Source organism: Mesorhizobium sp. 113-3-3 (genome assembly GCF_016756495.1).
Lineage (GTDB): Bacteria > Pseudomonadota > Alphaproteobacteria > Rhizobiales > Rhizobiaceae > Mesorhizobium.
The window spans coordinates 3415450-3435921 of record NZ_AP023243.1 but is presented as its reverse complement, the minus strand read 5'-3'; the positions used below and the strand labels follow the sequence as shown (position 1 = coordinate 3435921).

Here is a 20472-nt window from a genome sequence, read left to right as displayed (position 1 = left end):
CTTATGGCACGGACCGCCTTACGGAGCGTTAATCCCGGCAACTTCGGCGCGAACCCTTCTGTCATGGTCAACTTTTTAAGTTGCATTAGCAACAAGTGTTTGGATCGTGGTTTCGAGATCGTCACCGGGGCGCAATCTCTGCCATTCCGGCCCCAGCTGATTGCGAAACCAGGTCGCCTGCCGCTTGGCATATTGCCGGGTTGCGATCTTGGCGCGCTCGATCGCCTCGGGAAAGCTTAGCTCTCCGGCCATCGCGGCCTGCAGGTCGCGAACGCCGATCGCCTTCATGGCCGACAGGTCCGGATCAAGGCGAAGGGCCGCTAGTTGCCTGACTTCCTCCAGCGCGCCCTTGTCCAACATCTGGTCAAAGCGCCTTTCAATGCGATCGACCAGCGCGGCCCGGTCCGGCTCGATGACCAGGAAACGCGCCGTCTGCCTGTCGATGAGCGGCCGGCCGCGCTCCGCGTGCCAGTCCAGGATCGAACGGCCGGAGGCGTCGAGCACTTCGAGCGCCCGCACGATGCGCTGGCTGTCGGTTGGCTTGAGCTGCATGGCGGCTCTCGAATCCTCGCGCAACAGCAGGCCATGCAGCTTGACCGCGCCTTGTTCCCTCAACTCGTAGCGCCAGCGGTCGCGGATGCGCGGCGGAATGTCGGGCATTTCCGAAAGACCCTCGGCCAGCGCGCGAAAGTACAGGCCGGTGCCGCCGACGAAGACCGGCCGCCGCGACAGTTCGCCATCGTCGATGAGTTTCATCACATCGCGCAGCCACGCACCCGTCGAATAGGCGGTGGCGGGATGGACGTGGCCGTAGAGAAAATGCGGCACCCGTGCGAGGTCGGCCGGCTGCGGCCTCGCGGTCAGCACGTCGAGCACCGAATAGCCTTGCATGGAATCGGTGTTGACGATGACGCCGCCCGCGCGCTCCGCGAGGTCGAGCGCCAATGCCGACTTGCCGCTGGCGGTCGGCCCGGCTATCAGGATCGCGTTCTTCACGCGGCCTTCGCCCGCATCCGCGCCGGAATTCTCGATGCCGCTCATTGCCACGCTTGTTTCCCGTCCCGCTGACCGCGCGCTGTCGCCGTCGCTTGCGAATATGGCCTCGCGGTCGGTGGGCGCAAGCACTGTCGTCTGGCTGGCCGAAGGCATTGCCTGCGATCTTGCCTTGCCGCAAGAGGCTGACGCCGCCGATATGAGCGCCGCTTTGCGCACCGCATTGGCTGGGGAACCGGTCGATGTGATCGTCCAGCAGGCCGAAACGCGCCGCAAGAAGATCCTCATCGCCGACATGGATTCGACCATGATCGACCAGGAATGCATCGACGAGCTGGCCGATGAGATCGGCGTCAAGGAGCACGTCGCGGCGATCACCGCGCGGTCGATGAATGGCGAGATCGCCTTCGAGCCGGCCTTGCGCGAACGCGTCGCGCTTTTGAAGGGGCTCGATGCCGCCGTCGTCGACCGCATCGTCGCCAATCGGCTGACCTTGGCCTCGGGCGGCCGCGCACTGGTCCAGACCATGCGCGCCAACGGCGCCTGGACGGCACTGGTCTCGGGTGGCTTCGAGGTGTTCACCACGCGCATAGCGGCCATGCTCGGCTTTCAGGAAAACCGCGCCAACCGCCTGCTCGAACAGGATGGACGCTTCACCGGTCTGGTCGGCGAGCCGATCCTCGGCCGCGCCGCCAAGGCCGAGGCCCTGCTCGAAATTTCCGCGCGGCTCGGCCTGACGCCGGCCGATGCCATTGCCGTCGGCGATGGCGCCAACGACCTAGACATGATCCGCCTCGCCGGCACCGGTGTCGCGCTGCACGCCAAGCCGACCGTGGCGGCGCAGGCCAAGGTTCGCATCGACCATGGCGACCTCACCGCATTGCTCTACCTTCAGGGTTACCGCAGTGAGGAAATCGTCCAATGAAACCAATGCACACCGAGCGCCTCATCCTGCGCAACTGGGAAGACCGCGACCGCGAGCTCTTCCATCGCATCAATTCCGATGAGCGCGTCATGGAATTCTTCCCGTTCCGCCGCGACCGTGCCGCCGCGGATGCCAAGATGGACGAATTCCGCGCCTGGATCGAAGAGGACGGCTATGGCTTCGCCGCGGCCGAGCTTGCCGCGACCGGCGAATGCATCGGTTTCGTCGGCCTCCTCGCGACCGATGATGTGCCATCGCTGCCGGCCGACACAATCGAGATCGGCTGGCGGCTGGCGCCTGAATTCTGGGGCAAGGGCTATGTCACCGAGGCCTCGGAAGCCTGGCTGGCCTACGGTTTCGAGACATTGGCCGTCAATGAGATCGTTTCCTTCGCCGTCGCGGAAAACCACCGCTCGACCGCTGTCATGAAACGCCTCGGCATGACGGCCGACCCATCGGCTGACTTCGACCATCCCAGCATTCCCGACAGCCATCCCATGCTCAAGCGGCATGTGCTCTACCGGCTGTCGCGCGAGGGCTGGCAGGCAAGAAAAAAGGCGGCTGGTTAGCCGCCTTTTTTGAAGGTCGTGGACTGAAATCTCAATCCATCCGGATCGTCACGAAGCGCAGCTCGCCGGTCTTCGACGCCAGCATCAAAAGCGCGTTCTTGCGGCCCTGCTCTTTCAGCGCGCCGATCCGGTCCATGACATCCTTGGGCGTGGCCACCGATTCCTGCGCGATCTCGGTGATCACTTCGCCCGGCTGGATGCCGCGCTCGGCGGCGGCCGAGTCCTTGGCCACATCTGTGATGACGACGCCGGAGACATCGGCGGCGATGCTGAACTTCTTGCGCGTCTCGTCATTGAGTTCGCCGACGGTCATGCCGAGCACCGAGGCGGTCGAAACGGCCGGAGCCTTGTTGCCCTTGTCCTGGTCGGTATTGCCGTTCTCGCCGCTGGCCAGCTTCTCGCCATCCTCGAGCCGGCCGAGCGTCACCTTCACCGTCTGCTCGACGCCCTTGCGCACGATAAGCACGTCGACGGCCTTGCCGACGGGGCTTTCGGCGACGACGCGCGGCAGGTCGCGCATCTCATGGATGTCCTTGCCGTCGAACTTGATGATGACGTCACCGGCCTGGATGGTGCCGTTGTCGACAGGTCCGCCCTTGATGACGCCGGCGACCAGCGCGCCCTTGGCGGTTGCCATGCCGAGGCTTTCGGCGATGTCGTCCGTCACCGGCTGGATGCGCACGCCGAGCCAGCCGCGCCGCGTCTCGCCAAACTGGCGCAACTGGTCGACGACGCCCGAGGCGAGTTGCGAGGGAATGGAGAAGCCGATGCCGATCGAGCCGCCGGACGGCGAAATGATGGCGGTGTTGATGCCGATGACTTCGCCGGCGCTGTTGAACAGCGGTCCGCCCGAATTGCCGCGGTTGATCGCCGCGTCGGTCTGGATGAAATCGTCATAGGGGCCGGAATTGATGTCGCGGTTGCGCGCCGAGACGATGCCGACAGTGACCGTGCCGCCGAGGCCGAACGGATTGCCGATCGCCATCACCCAGTCGCCGACACGCATCTTGGTGGAATCGCCGAACTTCACCGCCGTCAGCTTGTGGCCTTTCGGATCGACCTTCAGCACCGCGACGTCGGTCTTGGTGTCGGTGCCGACCAGCGTCGCCTTCAGCGTCACGCCATCGGAGAAGTTGACCTCGATGTCGTCGGCGTCCGCGATCACGTGATTATTGGTGACGACGATGCCTTGCTCGGCATCGATGACGAAGCCGGATCCCAGCGACTGCACCTTCTGCGCGCTATTGTCCTTGTCGCCACCGCGGTTCTTGAAGAAATCGTCGAAGAAATCCTGGAAGGGCGAGCCTTCGGGAAGCTGCGGCATCGGCACAGCACCCGGCCCTTCCGTGCCCTTCACCGTCTGCGAGGTCGAGATGTTGACCACCGCGCCGAGCAGGCCTTGCGCCAAGTCGGCCACCGAAGCAGGTCCGTCGGCAGCAAAGCTCGGCGTCACGAAGGACGGGACGGCGACGGTGCCGACAAGAAGCGCTGCCGTGCCGGCGATGAACGTCCGCCGTGCCGCGCGCAAAAGGAGTATGGATGTCATCGAGAAGCCTCCCGGTCTTTCTGAAAGAGAAAGCGCAACGGCAAAAAACCGCGTTGCGCTATGTTGGCAAAAAATACGGCACGTTTGCGGCTACGACTATCGGCAGAGGATTAATCCTCCGTTTGCCGCCGACGAAAACCGGCCATCTCATGCGCCCCGCACCAACCAGACGATGCCGACGCCGATGGCGATCGCAACCAGCCCGGCGATCCGCAATGCGTTCTCCGGCATCGACAGCACCTCGCTCGCGAGCTTCTTCGCCAAGCCGGGAAAGCCGCCATAGACCAGGCCCTCTATGACGAGGACCAGGCCTATCGCCGCGAAGAAATCCTGCACCGGCTATTGCTGGCCGGTGCTGGGTTGTGTTGCCGGCGCGGCGGGTGCCGTCGGCGTCGGTTTCGCCGGCCCTTCCTTGCCGTCCGGATCGCGGAAGTAGCGGAAGAACTCCGAACTCGGCGACAGCACCATGGTCGTTCCGGTATTGTCCAGGGCCGTGCCATAGGCATTCATCGACCGGTAGAAGTCGAAGAAGGCCGGATCGCGCTTGTAGGCGTCCGCGAAGGTGGCGCTGCGTTGGGCTTCGCCCTCGCCGCGCAGGATCTCGGATTCCTTTTGCGCTTCGGCAACGATCTCGACCACTTCACGATCGGCGCGTGCCGTGATGCGTTGTGCCGCTTCATTGCCGCGTGCCCGAAGCCGCGCGGCCTCGGCCAGGCGTTCCGCCTTCATGCGGTCGTAGGTCTGCTGTGAAACCTCGGCCGTGAGGTCGGTGCGGCGGATGCGGACATCCTCGATCTGCAGGCCGAGCGAGGTGGCGTCGGGCCGGAGCTGATCGCGCACTTCGCGCATCATCACCGCACGCTGTTCCGAGAGCGCCGCTTCGAAGTCGCGCAGACCGTAGACGCGGCGCAAGGCAGCGTCGAGACGCGTCCTCAGCCGCGCCTCGGCCAGTTCGATCTGACCGGAGACGGCGGCACGGAAGACGCGCGGGTCCGAGATGCGATAGGCGATGAAGGCATCGACTTCATAGAACTTGCCGCCCGATACCTGGACGCGGATGTTGTCGAGGTCGAAGCGCAGCACCCTGTTCTCGATCAGCTGCACCGTATCGGCGTCGAAGAACGAGAACGGCGCCTTGAAATAGATGCCGGGCTCGCTCTTGACGTCGACGATCTCGCCGAACCTCAGCACCAGCGCCTGCTGGCGTGCATTGACCACGAAGACCGAGGAATAGATCAGGAACAGGATGACCGCCGCGATGACGACGAAAATGGGAAGACGGTTGGCCATCACTGGGTACCTCCCGTGTTCACTGCGGGTGCGGCCGGAGCCGGCGGTTTCGGCTGCAATGCCGGCAGCGGCAGATAGGGCACGACGCCTTGTCCGTTGCCTTGCTCGACGATGACCTTGCTCGAGTCCTTCAGAACCCTCTCCATGGTTTCCAGATAGAGGCGCTTGCGGGTTACATCCGGCGCCTTGGCGTATTCGTCATAGACCGAGATGAAGCGCTGGGCCTCACCTTCGGCTTCCTGCACCACGCGGTTCTTGTAGGCGGCCGCGTCTTCGCGGATCTGTGCCGCCTCGCCGCGCGCCTGGCCAAGCTTCTGGTTGGAATACTGGTTGGCTTGCTCGACGAACTTGTCCTCGTCCTGCTCGGCGCGCTGCACCTCGTCGAACGCATCGGCCACTTCGCGCGGCGGTGCCGCATCCTCGATCGAGACGGCGTTGACGTTGAGACCGGCCTTGTAGCCGTCCAGCGTCGTCTGGATGATCTCGCGCACCGAGGCCGCTATGCCCTGGCGGTCGTCGCGAAAAATGTCCTGTGCCGGCCGGCGGCCGACGGCTTCGCGCATGGCGCTTTCGGCGACCTGCCGCAGCATGCCGTCCGGATCGGAGACGTCGAACAGATAGGCGCGGGGATCGGAGACCTGGTAGGCCACCGAAAACTGCACGTTGACGATGTTCTGGTCGCCCGACAGCATCAGGCCGTTGCCGCTGGTGTTGCCGCCGCCAATATCGACAAGCTGCTCGGAAATCTTGGCCGTCTCGACGGTTTCAAGCGGCCACCAATGGAAATGCAGCCCAGGCTGCGAGAGTTCGGGTTTCGGCTTGCCGAAACGCAGTTCGACCGCGACCTCGTCGGGCTGCACCGTATAGACCGCCTGGAAGGCCCACAGAACGACCAGCACCGCCGCGATCAGCCCGAACACCGCGGGACTGGCGCCACCACCGCCGGGCAGAGCGCGCCGCAGCCGGTCCTGGCCGCGGCGGATAATGTCTTCGAGGTCGGGGGGCGATCCTTGCGGGCCGCTTGGCCCCTTTGGCCCCTGCCCCCAGGGCCCCTGATTGTTACCGCCGCCGCCCCACGGGCCGCCGCCTCCGCCACTCTTGTCGTTCCAGGGCATGAATGTCCTTTCGCTTGGAATTCCCTCAAGCGCCGGAGTTACGGCGCAAATCCAGTGTTGTTCTTCTATAGGGACGCCACGGCACGCTTTCAACGCGATGCGCCGCCGACATCATCCGTTTTGGGCCGGTAGCGACCCTTTGTCGTCCTTCAATGCACTGTTTGTCCATCAAAGTATCGGGCGGCGGCGCTCATAAACCGAATAGCGCGTTGCATGGCTGTCCTTTTCCCCGGCCGCAACCTCCTGCGAACTGACCATGCGCCATGTCTGGGGGTCGATCGGCGGGAAATGCGCGTCGCCGTCGATGGCGGCCAGCACATGGGTAACGTGCAGCCGGTCGGCCAGCGGCAGCGCCTGGGCATAGATCTCGCCGCCGCCGATGACGCAGACCTCGTCCACGCCGGTCATGCAGCGTCCGCGCACCGTTGCCAGCTGAATGGCGGCTTCCAGCGTATGCGCCACTTCGACGCCCTCGGCGCGCCAAGCCTTGTCGCGGGTGACGACGATGTTCAGCCGGCCCGGCAGCGGCCTGCCGATGCCCTGATAGGTCTTGCGGCCCATGATGATGGGTTTGCCCATCGTATCGGCCTTGAAGCGCTTGAGGTCGGTGGAGAGCCGCCAGGGCAGTCCGCCTTCCCGCCCGATCACGCCGTTCTCGGCAATGGCGACGTAGATTGCGACATGCATCAGTTCGCGTCCCCGCCATTGCTGTCCGACGGTTCGAGCAGGAGAATATCGATGTCGTGCTCCGGGTAAAAATCGTTCGCGGTCATCTCGAAGGTCGTCGGCCCGACCTTTTTGACATTGTCGCCGCAGAACGAGACCAGGGCTTTTGGATTGCCCTTGTCGATGGTCAGCTTGAACTTGCCGATTGTGCCCGCCGCCCAGTTGCCGCCGGTGGTCAGGATGTAGGCGATGCGGCTTTCGTTGTACTGGGGATAGCCGTCGGGATTGTCCTTGGCCGCCTTCCGCACCGCGTTCTCGAACGTGTCGTCCATGCAGTAGCGGGTCTTGTATGCCGCATACTGCCCCTGGAACTGGCCGTCATAGAAGAAGCTGACCGACGACGTGCCGCCGACGCTCGGCTTGTAGCGATGGGAAACGTGAACGTCCTTGTTGGCCGGAAAGGTCGAGCGCCACCAGTAGGTCGAGCGCAATTGCCAGAACGGCGCATAGGTGGATTTCATGCCGCTGCCGTCGTCGGCGGTGTCCTCGATGATGATGCCGCGGTTGACCCAGTCATCGGCCACCGCTTGCGGCAGCTTCGCCAATGCCGCCTTGGCGGCGTCGCCGAATGGGTTGAACGGCACATTCTGCGCCTTGAGATCGGCGCTGATGTCGATGCCGAGCGCGAACACCTTCTGCTCGAGCTGAGGCTTTGCAGCGGCACCGTCGATCGTTACCTCGAAGCCCAAAAAATTGTCGCTCTGGTTTTCAGGAATCGCCGGCATCTCTTCCGGATCACCCGAAATATCGGGCATCGGGAAGGCGACGATCGCATCGACATCCCGATCGGTGTTGTTGTGGAAGACGTAGTCGACTGTCACCTTTTCGGGCGAGATGAAGAGGTCCTCGCTTTGCATCGCGACCGCATCGCTGCGCGACAGGATCAGGCCGCCGGTGCCGAGCTCGGCAACCGAATCGTTGGCCAATGCGGGTGCCGCCGGAAACGCCAGCGCCGCAGCCAGAACATATCGCAACATCGAAGCCCCCCTCGGCAAGAATGCCCTCGTGACCCTAGCCGTTTCAATGTGACGTTTCAAAGCCCTTCCGCTTGCGTGACTACGCCACAGCGGTCTGGACACGCTAGCAGCGGTCTGGACACGCGAGCGGTCTGGACTAACAGGTTGCGATCGGGCAGGAGTTCGCTTCATGCGCAAGCTTCTCGTCATCGGCATCGGCGCCGGCAATCCCGACCACATGACCGTCCAGGCCATATCAGGCCTGAACCGCGCCGAGGTGCTGTTCATCCCCGACAAGGGCGCCAGGAAGAACGACCTCGCCGAATTGCGGCGCGAGATCTGCGACCGCTTCGTCACCAACCCGAAATCGCGCCGCGTCGAATTCGACGTGCCTGTTCGCGCCGAGCCGACATCGTCCTACCGCTCGACCGTCGACGACTGGCACGAGGCCATCGCCGCCATCTACGAACGCCTGATCCGCGACGAGCTTGCGGAAAATGGCTGCGGCGCCTTCCTGATCTGGGGCGACCCTTCGCTCTACGACAGCGCGCTGCGCATCCTCGAGCGGGTGCGCCTGAGGAACAATGTCGCCTTCGAACTGGAGGTTATACCCGGCATATCAGCCATCCAGGCGCTTGCCGCCAGCCACAAGACGGCGCTGAACCGCATCGGCGATTCGATCCTGGTCACCACCGGCCGCAGGCTGACCGAGGAAGGTCTGGCCGACAATGCCGACAGCACAATCGTCATGCTGGACGGCAAATGCGCCTTCAACACGCTTGCCGACCCGGAAGTCACCATCCATTGGGGCGCCTATCTCGGCACGCCGGACGAGATCATCATCGCCGGCCGCCTTGGCGATGTCGGCGCCGAGATCGAAAAGGTCCGCGAGGAAGCCCGCCGGCAAAAGGGCTGGATCATGGACACCTATCTGCTGCGCAAGCCCGGCGAATAGGAAGGCAATAGGGGAGTACGGCAGTAGGTGAAGGAATTTTCTGTGCTTGAAGACAGCCACGACTGACTGCCCTACTGCTGCCCCCTAGCCCGCATCGATCTCCGCCTGCAGCGCATCCATGTGTGTCGCAGCAGCCGCGGTGGCCGCGCGCTCGATGGCGCGGAAGCGGCTGACCACCGCGAGCCCAATGGCCGTCAGCTGCGCGCCGCCGCCCTTGCGGCCTCCGGTCTGCGCGGCGACCAGCGGCTTGCCGAACACCCGGTTCATGTCCTCGACCAGGTCCCAGGCATGCTTGTAGGACATCTCCATGCCGCGCGCGGCGGCCGAGATCGAACCGAAGGTGGCGATCTGCTCCAGAAGCTCGATCTTGCCCGGACCGATCCGACCGTCGGGGTCGAGATTTATCCGCAAGCTCAGCGATGGCATCTTTGTTCCTCCGCGGTCACCAGGACTCCTGCCGAAGCCACTTCGGCGATACCGTTATTCCAAAACAATATAGCGCCGATCGCCACCCCTGTCAGCTATCGGCCTCGAGCGGCAGGCCGGCGCCGGTGTTGGCCCGGTCGAAACTGACTGTCTTGATCACGGCAAAAACCTTGCCGCCAAGCCGCAGTTTCAGCGCCTGCCGCGATTGTTCGGTGATGCGGGCGAGCACGGCTGCGCCATGACAGTCGATGCCGACCTCGACCGCCGGCCCCTCGCCCGGGCTGATCGCGACGATCGTGCCGGGCAGGATGTTGAGCGCGCTGAGCCCGGTCGGCTTCTCCGTGGCGATCATCACATCGCGGGCACGGATGCGGATGCGCACGGAAGCGCCTGTCCTCATCGCCAGGCGCGGCACGCGGATCTCGCCGGCGGCCGAGCCGAGCACGGTCATGCCGAACACCTCGTCGTGGCGCAGCACTTTCGTGTCCAGCACCGCGCCGCCCTCGCCGCGCTCTTCCACCGGCAACAGGTCAAGCCTCTGCATGACAGCCTCGGTCGCACCGCTGGCAACCACCTTGCCTTGCGCCAGCATCACCACGTCGCTCGCCAGCCGCGCCACCTCGGCAACCGAATGGCTGACATAGACGATCGGGATTTTCGTCTCGTCGCGCAGCCGTTCGATATAGGGCAGGATTTCTGCCTTGCGTGCCTCGTCGAGCGAGGCGAGCGGCTCGTCCATGAGCAGCAGTTTCGGACTGGCCAGCAGCGCCCGGCCGATCGCCACGCGCTGCTTCTCGCCGCCCGATAGTTTTGCCGGGCGCCGCGCGAGCAGAGGTCCGATGCCGAGCAATTCGACGACGGCATCCATGTCGGCATAACGCTCCTGTGCGGGCGTGAACCAGCGGCCGTAGCGCAGATTGCCGGCCACGCTCATATGCGGGAACAGCCGCGCATCCTGGAACACCATGCCGATGCGGCGCTTGTGCTTCGGCACGAAAATGCCCTTGGCAGTGTCGACCAGCACCCGGCCGTCGACCTCGATGCGCGCCCTGTCGGGCCGGATCAGGCCGGCGACCATGTTGATCAACGTGGTCTTGCCCGAACCGGACGGCCCGAATAGCGCCGTCAGCCGCCCGGCGCTCTCGAAGCGCGCCGCGATTGCGAAGTCGCCAAGCCGATGGCTGATGTCGACGAGAACGCTCATTCGATGTCCATCCGCCGCCCGACCCGCCGCGCCAGCACTTCCGAGGCCACCAGTGCCGCCATCGAAATGACGATCGAGATCAATGTGAGCCGCAGCGCGCCCTCATCGCCGCCCGGCACCTGCGTAAAAGTGTAGATCGCCGACGGCAGCGTCTGCGTCTCGCCCGGAATGTTGGAGACGAAGGTGATGGTCGCGCCGAATTCGCCCATGGCCTTTGCGAAGGCCAGTATGGCGCCGGCGATGAGCCCGGGCAGGATCAGCGGCAGCGTGATGGTGGCGAACACCCACAAAGGATTGGCGCCAAGTGTGCCTGCCGCCGCCTCCATCTTGCGGTCCACCGCCTCGATCGACAGCCGGATCGCCCGCACCATCAGGGGAAAGCCCATGACGCCGCAGGCCAGCGCCGCACCGGTCCAGCGGAACGAGAAGACGATGCCGAAATGCTCGGCCAGGAAGGCACCGGCCGGGCCGCGCTTGCCGAAGGCCAACAACAGGAGATAGCCGGTCACAACAGGCGGCAGGGTCAGCGGCAGGTGAACCAAGCCATTGAGCAGCGTCTTGCCCCAGAACTGTCCGCGGGCAAGCAGCAATGCGATCAGAATGCCAGGCGGCAGGCTGGCGAGCATCGCCACGCTCGCCACCTTGATGGACAGCCGGACCGCATTCCATTCGTCGGGAGTGAGGTCCAGCAGCCAGTTCATATTGCGCTATCAGGCCCTGTTCAGTTGCTCGGCGTGAGCACGGTAAAACCCTGTTCCTTGAAGAGCGCACCGGCCTTGGCGGACTGCAGGCATTTGAGGAACGCCGGCGTATCCTTGTCCTTCGAATCGGCGGTCTGGGCAACCGGATAGATGATCGGCGGATGCGAATCCTCCGGGAAGGTGCCCACGACCTTGACGCCTTTCTCGGCATGCGCGTCGGTGGCATAGACAATGCCGAGAGCGGCCTCGCCTGTCGAAACCAGCTTGAGCGCCGCGCGCACATTCTCGGCCTGCGCCACCTTGCCCTCGACCGACGACCAGACGCCCAGCGATTCCAGCGCCGCCTTGCCGTACTTGCCTGCCGGCACCGCCTTGAAGTCGCCCATGGCGAGCTTGCCGTCGCCGACCAGCTTGGCGAGGTCGAAACCCTTCTCGATCTTGGTTGCAACCGTCGAATCCCTCGGCGCCACCAGCACGATCTCGTTGCCGAGCAGCTTCACCTCGGTATCGGGCTTGGTCAGCTTCTTGTCGGAAAGATATTTCATCCAGTCGAGATCGGCCGAGATGAAGACGTCGGCCGGTGCACCGCCCTCGATCTGCTTGGCGAGTGCCGAGCTTGCCGCATAGGAGATGGTCGCGGCCTCGCCGACATCGGCCTCGCAGGCTTTGTTCACAGCATCGAGCGCGTCCTTGAGGCTGGCCGCCGCGAACACCACGACCTTGTCTTGCGCATGCGCGGCCGGCGCTACCGCCATCAACGTCGCGGCGAAACCGCCAATGGCGATTGCCTTCAGCCCGAAACCCTTGCGCGTCATGGAAAACTCTCCCTGGTTTGAAATCCGTCGGCGCGAAGCCTGCCGATCGATATATCCGTATGAATATAACAAGGGAAGGCCTGGCGGCTTGCGAAACGCCTATGTCTCGTCGATTGTTCTGCTAAGACGACCGGGAAACCCTAATGTATGCCGCCCAAAAGTGACCTCGGCTTGGGAGAACGACATGCATAAAAGCAAAGGAGAGCCCAATGAAGATCAGCGCCCGCAACGTGCTCAAGGGAACGATCACCGAAATCGTCAAGGGAGCCACCACTTCGCATGTCAGGATCGACATTGGCGGCGGCGCCATCGTCACCGCCTCGATCACCAACGAAGCGGTCGCTGACCTGAAGCTCGAAAAGGGCAAGCAGGCCTATGCCGTGGTCAAGGCCTCGGACGTGATGGTCGGTATCGACTGACGGGCCAAGCGCGAGGTGTTCAGATTCAGGTCAGGCCGCATCACCTGAATATCCACATGCCTTAAACGGCGATCGGCGCCTTGATCGAGGCATCGGCGACATAACTCTCCAGCTGGAAATCCTCGAAGCGGAAGGCGAACAGGTCCTTCACCTCCGGATTGATCCACATCGTCGGCAGAGCCCTCGGCGTGCGCCGCAACTGTTCGCGCGCCTGTTCGAAATGGTTCGAGTAGAGATGCGCGTCCCCCAGCGTGTGGACGAAATCGCCCGGCTTCAGCCCGGTCACCTGCGCCACCATCAGCGTCAGCAGCGCGTAGGATGCGATGTTGAACGGCACACCAAGGAAAATGTCGGCCGACCGCTGGTAGAGCTGGCAGGAAAGCCGGCCCTCGGACACATAGAACTGAAACAGACAATGGCAGGGCGGCAGCGCCATGGCTTCCACCTCGGCCGGGTTCCAGGCCGAAACGATCAGCCGCCTCGACTGAGGATTGCGGCGTATCTCCTTCAGAAGATTGGCGATCTGGTCGATCGAGCCGCCATGGCCGTCCGGCCAGGAGCGCCACTGCTTGCCGTAGACGGGGCCAAGGTCGCCATTCTCGTCGGCCCATTCGTCCCAGATCGTGACGCCGTGGTCGGTCAGATATTTGATGTTGGTGTCGCCGGCCAGGAACCACAAGAGTTCATGGATGATCGACTTCAGATGCAGCTTTTTGGTGGTGGTGACGGGAAAGCCGCGCGCCAGGTCGAAACGCATCTGGTAGCCGAAGACGGAGCGCGTACCGGTGCCGGTGCGGTCGCCGCGGTCGGCGCCATTGTCCAGCACATGCTGCAAGAGGTCGAGATATTGGCGCATTGGTTCCAGCTCGATTCGGGTGTCTGGATATTATAGCGGCCATACCGGCGGCCGAACACAGCAAAACGGCGCTACTTGCGCACCACTCTGTCTAGGCGTCTGCGCCGCCCCTCATTGCCCTGCCGGGCATTTCTCCCCGTATAGTGACGGGGAGAAAGTGGCTGGCCGCAACGCCGGCGCCAGCCTTCGCAAATTGACGCGATCGTCAGAGCGAACCGAGTTTGCCCAGATCCTTGGCCACCAGATAATAAAAGGTCACGCGGCTCTTGGTGTTGTCGGCGTGCATCGCCTTGCAGGTCTTCTCGATCGAGGCGTCGGCCTTGGCCCCGTCGCTGACGCCGAGCTTCTTGGCCACCCAGCTCTCCTTGACGCGCTCGAGCTCCTTCGGATCGGTGCAGGACACCAGCGAGGAGTCGCGGTTCCTCAGCGCAATGCCCAGATGCTTGACGATCTTTTCGACCGCGTCGGCGCTGGCGCCCGCGTCGTATTTCTTCACATCCGCAAGATAGTCGGCCATCAAAATTCCCCTCGTCGGCGCCACGGATCCGATCGATGAGGGCTGTGGCGCGCTTCGCAATCTGTGCGCTAGGTCGCTAACTCCTCACCGCCCGCAAAGCTTCCGTTGAGACCGCGCCCAAGTCAACCCTTGCCGTCGCAATTTGACACAGGGACAAAGCGCCATTGCGGCCTTTCATTTCCACGCAACGCCCCCTATATTCGATTTGTCGGCTTGACCGACTATGGCGATAAATGGGCGATGAAATAAGCCGTTCGGACCCGGGGGCGGTACCCGGCGCCTCCACCAAAAGCTGCTGTTGACGACAGAGCGGTTTTTGCTGGGGGCGAAATAGGATCGACGAAGGTGTAAAGATCGTACTTTTGCCCGGCATTGTACCACCGTCATCGGGCTAAACTTATAGTTGCCAACGACAACTATGCGGAAGCACGTCTCGCTGCTTAATGCAGTGCGATAGCTTCAAATCAAGCCCTAGGGGTTCGCACTTCTAGGCGGGGTTCGGAGGTACCTGGCAACAGAAACCTCCACTTCTCCCCCTCAATCCAAATCATGCGCAACGGCCGCTTCTCGCCGTCGAGACTTCGCATGGCCGTGAGCCGCGAAGCCGCCGCATCGCATGTCTCCTTCTTCATGGGCAGAAAAATGCAAAACGATTCCGATCGATTCTTCGTGCTGACCGGCGGTCCGGGCTCCGGCAAGACCACTTTGATCACTGCGCTGCAACAGGCGGGCTTTGCGACTTCCGTGGAAGCCGGACGCGGCATCATCCGCGACCAGTCCGCCATTGGCGGAACCGCCCTGCCCTGGAACGACCGCCCGCTGTTCGCCGAACTCATGCTGTCCTGGGAGATGGGCTCATATCAGACCGCGATCGAGCAGACAGGACCGGTCTTCTTCGATCGCGGCGTGCCGGACACGCTTGGCTATCTCAAGCTGAGCGGCTTGCCCGTGGCAGCACACATCAGAACCGCCGCCATGCGCTTCCGCTACAATCCGCGTGTGTTCATCGCTCCGCCCTGGCCTGACATTTTCACGCAGGATGAAGAACGCAAGCAGACATCGGACGAGGCCGAGCGCACCTATCATGCACTGGCCGCCGTCTATACGGAGCTGGGCTACGAGCTGGTCCCCTTGCCCCTGTCGCCGGTCGAGGCACGAGTGGGTTTTGTATTGGCCGAGGCGGGGCTCAAATGAAAAAGGCCGGGAAAACCCGGCCTTTTCATGGGATTGCATACAGCGCCTATTCCGCCGGCGCTTCGACCGCTTCGCGCGAACGGCCAAGCGTGACCTTGGCCAGCGTGAACGAAATCACCGCGCACAGCGTGATGCCGGCGACCATCGGGAGCGGCGTGCCGTCGAAAAACACGCCGGCGACGCCCATGGCGAGCGCGCCGATGGCGAAGTGCAGCGTGCCCATCAGCGCCGAGGCCGTGCCGGCGATCTCGCCATGCTCTTCCATGGCCAGCACCGAGGTGGTCGGAATGACCAGGCCAAGGAAGCCGTAGCCGACGAACAGCAGGGCTGCCATCACGTCGAGCCGGTCGACGCCCGTCGCCATGATCGCGAGCAGCACCACCATCGTCGAGGCATAGCCGGTCACCGCGACACGCACCACGCGCCGCAGCCCAAAACGCTCGGCCAGCAGGCCCGTCAGCTGCGACATGCCGATGAAGGCCACCGCATTGATCGAGAAGAACACGCTGTAGACCGAAGGCGACAGCCCGTAATGGTCGATCAGGATGAAGGACGAGCTCGACAGATAGACGAAGAAGCTAGCAATGCCGAAGCCGGCGATCGCCACCAGGCCTAGGAAATTGCGGTCGCCCATCAGGAAGCGGTAGCCTGCAAGCGCGGTTCCGAACGAGGAACCGACGCGTTCTTCCGCCGGCCGCGTCTCCTTGAGCGAGGTCGCGAGCAGGATCGTTGCAAGGGCCGCCGCGCCCGTCACCGTCCAGAACACGGCACGCCAGCCGAAATTCTCGATGATCTGGCTGCCGGTCAGCGGCGCCAGGATCGGCGACACCGAGAAAACCAGCATCAGCAAGGACATCAGCTTGGCCGCTTCGTTGCCCGTGTGCAGGTCGCGCACGATGGCGCGCGGCACGGCCATGCCGGCGCTGGCGCCAAGGCCTTGCAGGAAACGGAAGGCGATCAGCCACTCGATGGTCGGCGCCATTGCCGAACCGATGCCGCCGACCATGAACAGTCCAAGGCCGCCATAGAGCGGCAGCTTGCGGCCGACCATGTCGGAAATCGGCCCGACGACGATCTGGCCGAAACCCATGGATAGGAAGAAGATCAGCAGGCTCATCTGCACGGCGGCGGTGCCGGCGTGCAGATCCGCGCCGATCGACGGCAAAGCGGGAAGATACATGTCGATCGCGAAGGGGCCGATAGCGGACAAAAGGCCGAGCACAACCGCGATGCGGAGGAATTTGGGACTCATGATATTGGCTTCTTTCGAATTCTGGTTGCCGCCGCCAGGCGACGTCAAACCCTAGGACGTTCCATCCCGCGAGATTCCGACTCCACAGGAACGAATTCTGTTCTTCCCCGGCGCGAAATCTCTTTATCGTATGTCCACAAATTTAGACAGTCTTGTCTAAATCGTCAATCACCTCTATATAGTTTTTCATGAGAGCGAGCGTTTCTCCTGACACTTTCCCGCCACGTGGCCATGAGGCCAAGCGCCTGTCGATCGTCGACGCCGCTGCCGGTGTGTTCTGTCGCGAAGGCTTTGCCGGCGCCAATATCGACCTGATTGCCGCCGAGGCTGGAGTCTCGCGCCAGACCGTCTACAACCACCATGGCGACAAGGAAAAGCTGTTCATGGCGGTGGTGCGCGACCTCACCGATCGCTGCAATGTCGGCATCTTCGCCACCATAGCCACCTTTCCCGATCAGCCCGGCGATCTCGAAGCGGATTTGATCGGCTTTGCGGTGCGCCTGAACCAGAACTGCATCTGCAACCGCGACGGAAAATTCCTGCGCAAGCTGATCCAGACCGAAGGCGAGCGCTATCCCGAACTGTTCGCCGAATGGCGCGAACAGGGCCCGGGCAGGACATGGCCGGCAATCGCCGCCCGCCTCGCCCGCCTCGCCTATGGCGGCTACCTCACAATCGACGACCCCGACGTCGCGGCGCGCCAGTTCCTCGGCCTGGTCAATGCCGAACTGCAGATCACTTTCATGCTCGGCGGCTCGCCGCGCGAGGACGAAGTGCTGCAATCGGCGACGAATGGCGTGCGCACTTTCCTGCGCGCTTTCGGCAAGCGCCCTGCCCCGGGCAGCGTCAAAAAGCACACTGCGCTGGCTAACGCATAACATTTACGGTTGCCGGCAAGCCGCGCTGCCGATCAAATCGTTGGCAATAGTTCTCGCTTCGACGCGACGGTGGGCTATATCAGGTTTACGCCGCGCTCAAGCTTGATTACAGCTATGCGGACGATTCAACGGAACCCGACCACCACATGGCCGACGACCACATCCGCTACGACATTCTGGCCCAGGAGGCGTTGCGCGGCGTCATGCGCAAGGTCCTGGCCGAGGTCGCACGCACCGGCCTCCCCGGCAACCATCATTTCTTCATCACCTTCCTGACCGGCGCGCCCGGCGTGCGCGTGTCGTCGCGCCTGCGCGAGCGCTATCCCGAGCAGATGACCATCGTCATCCAGTTCCAGTATTGGGACCTGAAAGTGACCGACACCGGCTTCGAGGTTGGCCTGTCCTTCTCCGATGTGCCGGAAAAGCTCGAAATCCCGTTCTCGGCCGTGCGTGGCTTCTATGATCCCTCGGTCAATTTCGAGCTTGAGTTCGACGTCAAGACCGATGCGCAGCCCGAAGAGGAACCGGCCCAGCCGGCGTCCGAGCCGCTGACCATCGTATCCGAGAAGAAGCCGAAGGCCGAGAAGAAGGCCGCCTCCGAGCCGGAGAAAAAGCCCGCAGCGGCTGACGCCGGCGCCAAAGGCGCCGAAGTGGTTTCGCTCGACGCCTTCCGCAAGAAATAGGCTCCCGGGCCATGGCCGATATCGTTAACCTCCGCCAGGCCCGAAAGCAGAAGGCGCGGGACGAGAAGACGCGCGTCGCCGAACAGAACCGGGCCTTGCATGGCCGCTCCAAGGCGGAGAAGCAACGCGACCGGCTGAATGCCGACAAGGCCGAGAAATTCGTCGCCGGCCATCGCCTCGAGCGGTCCGGCAAGGACGAGCCGTGAGTGTCGGGCCGTGAGCGTCGTCGAAAAGCGCTCGGTGACCATTCGCGGCCATCGCACCAGCTATTCCCTGGAAAAGCCCTTCTATGACGATCTCGTCGCCATCGCCGCGGCGAGAAAGCTGACGCTCGCCGCGCTCGTGGCCGAAGTCGACGAGACGCGCCCCCGCGACACCAACCTGTCCTCGGCGCTGCGGCTGCATGTGCTGGAATGGGCGAAGCGCGGGGCGAACGCCTAGAGCAATTCCAGGAAAAGTGTGAGCGATTTCCCCGGGCAAAGCGCATAGCGCTTTGCCCTTGGGAATTGCGTCAAAACAAAGAGTTAAAGCGGTTCGCCGTTTCCATGAAACGGCGAAACGCTCTAGACGCCCTCGACAGCGTCCGTCCTTTTCCCGCGCCTGGTGCCGAAGCCAAGCAAGGTAGAGCGGTCGCGCTCCTCGGCCTGTTTTCTGGACCGCACGCCCATCAGATCCTTCCAGCCGACATAGCCGACCAGTTGCAGGCTTTCGCGGGTGACGACCGGCAGATGCGAGACGTTGGCCATCAGCAGCTTGTCCGAAAGGCCTTCCAGATATTCGTCCGGAAAAGCGAGCGTCACCTTGCTTCCGGCAAGCAGGTCGCCGAGCGTCGTCGTCCGGTGCTTGCCGGCGCGGCGCCAGCGCAGGATCGCCGGCGGATCGATGAGGCCAAGCACCCGCCTGTTCTCGTCGACAACCGGGAAGCTCGGATGCCGGGTTTCCGGCGCGGTCAGGAAGGCGGCGGCGCCATGCAGCGTCATCGTCGCCGGCACGCTCTCGACCTGCGACGTCATCACCTCGCGCACCCTGGTCAGCGCGAAGGGATCGACGCGGTATTCGCGAACGAGGTGGTGCCCTCGCCTGGCGATCTTCTCGGTCAGGATCGACCGCTTCATCAGGAGCACGGTGACGGCATGCGCCGCGGCACAAGCCGCGATCAGCGGCACCAGCACATGCGTGTTGCCGGTCAACTCGACGGCGAAGAAGGTGGCCGTCAGCGGCGCCCGCATCGTGCCGCCCATGGTCGCGGCCATGGCCAGCAGCGCCCAGAAGCCTGGATCCGCCGCCGGCAGGATGCCGGCGAGCACCGCCCCCATTGCGCCCCCCATGATCAGCAGCGGCGCCAGCACACCTCCTGAGGTTCCCGAACCGAGCGCCACCGACCAGATGATGGCCTTGACCACCAGCAGCAGCAGGGCGGCGGCCGCGACCGTGCGGCCATCCAGCATGTCGGCGATGTTGTCATAGCCGACGCCGAGCGCCCGTGGCTCGATCAGTCCGCCGATGCCGACCACCAGGCCGCCGATCATCGGCCACCACATCCAGTGGATGGGCAGTTTCTGGAAGGCGTCCTCGCAGGCATAGACCATCTGGGTGAGCAGCCCCGACAGCAGGCCGGCGCAGATGCCGACCAGAACCCAGCCGCCAAGCCCGACGAACGAAACCTCCATGCCGCCCTGGAACGGAAAGATCGGCCCGGGCAGATGCAGCACGGTGCGCTCGACCTCGGCGACGATGGCCGCGACCGCCACGGGAATGAAGGAGCGCGGCGTCCATTCGAACAGCAGCAGTTCCACCGCCAGCATGATGGCCGCGATCGGCGTGCCGAACACGGTGGTCATGCCGGCCGCCGCCCCTGCCACCAGCAAAGTCTTGCGCTCATTGTCGCTGACCGGCAGCATCTGCGCGATCAGCGAGCCGATGGCGCCGCCGGTCATGATGATCGGCCCCTCGGCGCCGAACGGGCCACCGGAGCCGATGGAGATCGCCGACGACAGCGGCTTCAGGATCGCCACCTTGGCGCCGAGTTTCGAACGCCCGAGCAGGATCGCCTCGATCGCTTCGGGAATGCCATGGCCACGGATCTTCTCGCTGCCGTAGCGCGCCATCAGCCCGATGACCAGGGCGCCGATCACCGGCACCACCACCGCGGCAAGCCCAAGCGGCGTATCCTGCAATTTCAGCTCGGCGAGCGAAAACTGGCCGAAATAGGCGATGTTGGTGGCAAGCCGGATCAGTTTCAACAGCGCAATGCCGGCGAACAGCCCCGCCGTGGCGACCACCACGGCAATGGTGGCAATGGTCAGCACGCGCGCGTCGGTGGTGAAATCCCTGAGATGGTTGTTTTCGGAGGGCTTCATGGCTGGCTTTCTGGCGGTGGCCGCATCTCGGATATGCCGGCACGGCGAAGACGCCGGCCAGACTTGTCGGCTCGCTATCTATCGTAACACGA

General features: G+C 63.6%; 24 protein-coding genes and 1 other RNA gene. 10 read left to right on the top strand and 15 right to left on the bottom strand.

Translation table 11 applies throughout. From position 1 onward, the window contains the following. Positions 1-75: 75 nt before the first annotated feature. Entirely contained in the window at positions 76-1041 is a 966-nt protein-coding gene (gene miaA / locus JG746_RS16725) for a tRNA (adenosine(37)-N6)-dimethylallyltransferase MiaA (RefSeq protein WP_202359390.1), read from the bottom strand. Between miaA and serB the strand changes: the two genes are divergently transcribed. Continuing rightward, entirely contained in the window at positions 1031-1918 is an 888-nt protein-coding gene (gene serB / locus JG746_RS16720) for a phosphoserine phosphatase SerB (protein ID WP_202359127.1), read from the top strand. The two genes, miaA and serB, sit on opposite strands and share 11 nt — an antisense overlap. Continuing rightward, positions 1915-2487 carry a GNAT family N-acetyltransferase gene (locus tag JG746_RS16715; protein ID WP_202359126.1) on the top strand — a complete coding sequence of 191 codons (573 nt, stop codon included), beginning with the start codon at positions 1915-1917 and terminating at the stop codon, positions 2485-2487. The genes serB and JG746_RS16715 overlap by 4 nt, the downstream gene beginning before the upstream one ends. A gap of 31 nt (positions 2488-2518) precedes the next feature. Here the strand turns inward: JG746_RS16715 and JG746_RS16710 are convergent, their stop codons facing one another. From JG746_RS16710 to JG746_RS16685, 6 genes are all read right to left on the bottom strand, one after another. After that, positions 2519-4033, bottom strand: a complete 1515-nt coding sequence (locus tag JG746_RS16710; RefSeq protein WP_202359125.1) for a DegQ family serine endoprotease — start codon at positions 4031-4033, stop codon at positions 2519-2521. Between the two features lie 147 nt (positions 4034-4180). Next, complete coding sequence (locus tag JG746_RS16705) at positions 4181-4369, bottom strand: DUF2065 domain-containing protein (protein ID WP_202359124.1); 189 nt, start codon at positions 4367-4369, stop codon at positions 4181-4183. Positions 4370-4372: 3 nt separating this feature from the next. Continuing rightward, positions 4373-5323: a protease modulator HflC gene (gene hflC / locus JG746_RS16700; protein WP_202359123.1), complete on the bottom strand. Its 951-nt coding sequence runs from the start codon at positions 5321-5323 to the stop codon at positions 4373-4375. Then, complete coding sequence (hflK, locus tag JG746_RS16695) at positions 5323-6438, bottom strand: FtsH protease activity modulator HflK (protein WP_202359122.1); 1116 nt, start codon at positions 6436-6438, stop codon at positions 5323-5325. The genes hflC and hflK overlap by 1 nt, the downstream gene beginning before the upstream one ends. A 168-nt stretch (positions 6439-6606) precedes the next feature. Continuing rightward, positions 6607-7125 (bottom strand): dihydrofolate reductase, encoded by a 519-nt coding sequence (locus JG746_RS16690; protein WP_202359121.1) that lies wholly within the window; start codon positions 7123-7125, stop codon positions 6607-6609. Further along, positions 7125-8141, bottom strand: coding sequence for a DUF4424 domain-containing protein (locus JG746_RS16685; protein ID WP_202359120.1), 1017 nt, complete (start codon positions 8139-8141; stop codon positions 7125-7127). Before JG746_RS16685 ends, JG746_RS16690 begins: the two co-directional genes overlap by 1 nt. 169 nt (positions 8142-8310) lie before the next feature. Between JG746_RS16685 and cobF the strand changes: the two genes are divergently transcribed. After that, positions 8311-9075 carry a precorrin-6A synthase (deacetylating) gene (gene cobF, locus JG746_RS16680; protein WP_202359119.1) on the top strand — a complete coding sequence of 255 codons (765 nt, stop codon included), beginning with the start codon at positions 8311-8313 and terminating at the stop codon, positions 9073-9075. Between the two features lie 84 nt (positions 9076-9159). Here cobF and JG746_RS16675 read toward each other — a convergent pair whose 3' ends face one another. The 4 genes from JG746_RS16675 to modA all read right to left on the bottom strand — a co-directional run bounded on the left by JG746_RS16675 (position 9160) and on the right by modA (position 12221). Further along, positions 9160-9501, bottom strand: coding sequence for a winged helix-turn-helix domain-containing protein (locus JG746_RS16675; RefSeq protein ID WP_010910183.1), 342 nt, complete (start codon positions 9499-9501; stop codon positions 9160-9162). Between the two features lie 91 nt (positions 9502-9592). After that, positions 9593-10705, bottom strand: a complete 1113-nt coding sequence (modC, locus tag JG746_RS16670; protein ID WP_202359118.1) for a molybdenum ABC transporter ATP-binding protein — start codon at positions 10703-10705, stop codon at positions 9593-9595. Next, on the bottom strand, positions 10702-11406 hold the full coding sequence (gene modB, locus JG746_RS16665) for a molybdate ABC transporter permease subunit (RefSeq protein WP_202359117.1): 705 nt from the start codon (positions 11404-11406) through the stop codon (positions 10702-10704). The genes modC and modB overlap by 4 nt, the downstream gene beginning before the upstream one ends. A 20-nt stretch (positions 11407-11426) precedes the next feature. After that, positions 11427-12221: a molybdate ABC transporter substrate-binding protein gene (gene modA, locus JG746_RS16660; protein WP_202359116.1), complete on the bottom strand. Its 795-nt coding sequence runs from the start codon at positions 12219-12221 to the stop codon at positions 11427-11429. 209 nt (positions 12222-12430) lie between these two features. On the opposite strand from modA, the gene JG746_RS16655 reads away from it, so the two are divergent. Further along, positions 12431-12640 carry a TOBE domain-containing protein gene (locus JG746_RS16655; RefSeq protein ID WP_063172453.1) on the top strand — a complete coding sequence of 70 codons (210 nt, stop codon included), beginning with the start codon at positions 12431-12433 and terminating at the stop codon, positions 12638-12640. A gap of 61 nt (positions 12641-12701) precedes the next feature. On the opposite strand, the gene JG746_RS16650 is transcribed toward JG746_RS16655, so the two are convergent. Beyond that, positions 12702-13496, bottom strand: a complete 795-nt coding sequence (locus JG746_RS16650; protein ID WP_202359115.1) for a thymidylate synthase — start codon at positions 13494-13496, stop codon at positions 12702-12704. A gap of 205 nt (positions 13497-13701) precedes the next feature. Continuing rightward, positions 13702-14013 carry a DUF2853 family protein gene (locus JG746_RS16645; protein ID WP_064983857.1) on the bottom strand — a complete coding sequence of 104 codons (312 nt, stop codon included), beginning with the start codon at positions 14011-14013 and terminating at the stop codon, positions 13702-13704. A 168-nt stretch (positions 14014-14181) separates the two neighbouring features. Between JG746_RS16645 and ssrA the strand changes: the two genes are divergently transcribed. Together ssrA and JG746_RS16635 are read left to right on the top strand one after the other, a co-directional pair. Next, positions 14182-14542: a transfer-messenger RNA gene (gene ssrA / locus JG746_RS16640) on the top strand. 113 nt (positions 14543-14655) lie between these two features. Beyond that, complete coding sequence (locus JG746_RS16635; RefSeq protein ID WP_202359389.1) at positions 14656-15207, top strand: AAA family ATPase; 552 nt, start codon at positions 14656-14658, stop codon at positions 15205-15207. Between the two features lie 46 nt (positions 15208-15253). Here the strand turns inward: JG746_RS16635 and JG746_RS16630 are convergent, their stop codons facing one another. Further along, positions 15254-16459 (bottom strand): multidrug effflux MFS transporter, encoded by a 1206-nt coding sequence (locus tag JG746_RS16630; RefSeq protein ID WP_010910191.1) that lies wholly within the window; start codon positions 16457-16459, stop codon positions 15254-15256. Between the two features lie 188 nt (positions 16460-16647). Between JG746_RS16630 and JG746_RS16625 the strand changes: the two genes are divergently transcribed. The 4 genes from JG746_RS16625 (at position 16648) to JG746_RS16610 (ending at position 18461) form a co-directional block, all read left to right on the top strand. Further along, positions 16648-17337 carry a TetR/AcrR family transcriptional regulator gene (locus JG746_RS16625; protein WP_202359114.1) on the top strand — a complete coding sequence of 230 codons (690 nt, stop codon included), beginning with the start codon at positions 16648-16650 and terminating at the stop codon, positions 17335-17337. Between the two features lie 146 nt (positions 17338-17483). Further along, positions 17484-18020 (top strand): SspB family protein, encoded by a 537-nt coding sequence (locus JG746_RS16620; protein ID WP_202359113.1) that lies wholly within the window; start codon positions 17484-17486, stop codon positions 18018-18020. An 11-nt stretch (positions 18021-18031) separates the two neighbouring features. Continuing rightward, entirely contained in the window at positions 18032-18226 is a 195-nt protein-coding gene (locus tag JG746_RS16615) for a DUF4169 family protein (protein ID WP_202359112.1), read from the top strand. A gap of 10 nt (positions 18227-18236) precedes the next feature. After that, positions 18237-18461 carry a ribbon-helix-helix domain-containing protein gene (locus tag JG746_RS16610; RefSeq protein ID WP_032930777.1) on the top strand — a complete coding sequence of 75 codons (225 nt, stop codon included), beginning with the start codon at positions 18237-18239 and terminating at the stop codon, positions 18459-18461. 122 nt (positions 18462-18583) lie between these two features. On the opposite strand, the gene JG746_RS16605 is transcribed toward JG746_RS16610, so the two are convergent. Further along, complete coding sequence (locus JG746_RS16605; protein WP_202359111.1) at positions 18584-20380, bottom strand: chloride channel protein; 1797 nt, start codon at positions 20378-20380, stop codon at positions 18584-18586. Positions 20381-20472: the final 92 nt, after the last annotated feature.

Coding starts and splice junctions, on each gene's coding strand:
- serB (WP_202359127.1), top strand. CDS start 1,031: ATGCCGCTCATTGCCACGCTTGTTTCCCGTCCCGCTGACCGCGCGCTG.
- miaA (WP_202359390.1), bottom strand. CDS start 1,041: ATGAGCGGCATCGAGAATTCCGGCGCGGATGCGGGCGAAGGCCGCGTG.
- JG746_RS16715 (WP_202359126.1), top strand. CDS start 1,915: ATGAAACCAATGCACACCGAGCGCCTCATCCTGCGCAACTGGGAAGAC.
- JG746_RS16710 (WP_202359125.1), bottom strand. CDS start 4,033: ATGACATCCATACTCCTTTTGCGCGCGGCACGGCGGACGTTCATCGCC.
- hflC (WP_202359123.1), bottom strand. CDS start 5,323: ATGGCCAACCGTCTTCCCATTTTCGTCGTCATCGCGGCGGTCATCCTG.
- hflK (WP_202359122.1), bottom strand. CDS start 6,438: ATGCCCTGGAACGACAAGAGTGGCGGAGGCGGCGGCCCGTGGGGCGGC.
- JG746_RS16690 (WP_202359121.1), bottom strand. CDS start 7,125: ATGCATGTCGCAATCTACGTCGCCATTGCCGAGAACGGCGTGATCGGG.
- JG746_RS16685 (WP_202359120.1), bottom strand. CDS start 8,141: ATGTTGCGATATGTTCTGGCTGCGGCGCTGGCGTTTCCGGCGGCACCC.
- cobF (WP_202359119.1), top strand. CDS start 8,311: ATGCGCAAGCTTCTCGTCATCGGCATCGGCGCCGGCAATCCCGACCAC.
- JG746_RS16675 (WP_010910183.1), bottom strand. CDS start 9,501: ATGCCATCGCTGAGCTTGCGGATAAATCTCGACCCCGACGGTCGGATC.
- modC (WP_202359118.1), bottom strand. CDS start 10,705: ATGAGCGTTCTCGTCGACATCAGCCATCGGCTTGGCGACTTCGCAATC.
- modB (WP_202359117.1), bottom strand. CDS start 11,406: ATGAACTGGCTGCTGGACCTCACTCCCGACGAATGGAATGCGGTCCGG.
- modA (WP_202359116.1), bottom strand. CDS start 12,221: ATGACGCGCAAGGGTTTCGGGCTGAAGGCAATCGCCATTGGCGGTTTC.
- JG746_RS16655 (WP_063172453.1), top strand. CDS start 12,431: ATGAAGATCAGCGCCCGCAACGTGCTCAAGGGAACGATCACCGAAATC.
- JG746_RS16650 (WP_202359115.1), bottom strand. CDS start 13,496: ATGCGCCAATATCTCGACCTCTTGCAGCATGTGCTGGACAATGGCGCC.
- JG746_RS16645 (WP_064983857.1), bottom strand. CDS start 14,013: ATGGCCGACTATCTTGCGGATGTGAAGAAATACGACGCGGGCGCCAGC.
- JG746_RS16635 (WP_202359389.1), top strand. CDS start 14,656: ATGCAAAACGATTCCGATCGATTCTTCGTGCTGACCGGCGGTCCGGGC.
- JG746_RS16630 (WP_010910191.1), bottom strand. CDS start 16,459: ATGAGTCCCAAATTCCTCCGCATCGCGGTTGTGCTCGGCCTTTTGTCC.
- JG746_RS16625 (WP_202359114.1), top strand. CDS start 16,648: ATGAGAGCGAGCGTTTCTCCTGACACTTTCCCGCCACGTGGCCATGAG.
- JG746_RS16620 (WP_202359113.1), top strand. CDS start 17,484: ATGGCCGACGACCACATCCGCTACGACATTCTGGCCCAGGAGGCGTTG.
- JG746_RS16615 (WP_202359112.1), top strand. CDS start 18,032: ATGGCCGATATCGTTAACCTCCGCCAGGCCCGAAAGCAGAAGGCGCGG.
- JG746_RS16605 (WP_202359111.1), bottom strand. CDS start 20,380: ATGAAGCCCTCCGAAAACAACCATCTCAGGGATTTCACCACCGACGCG.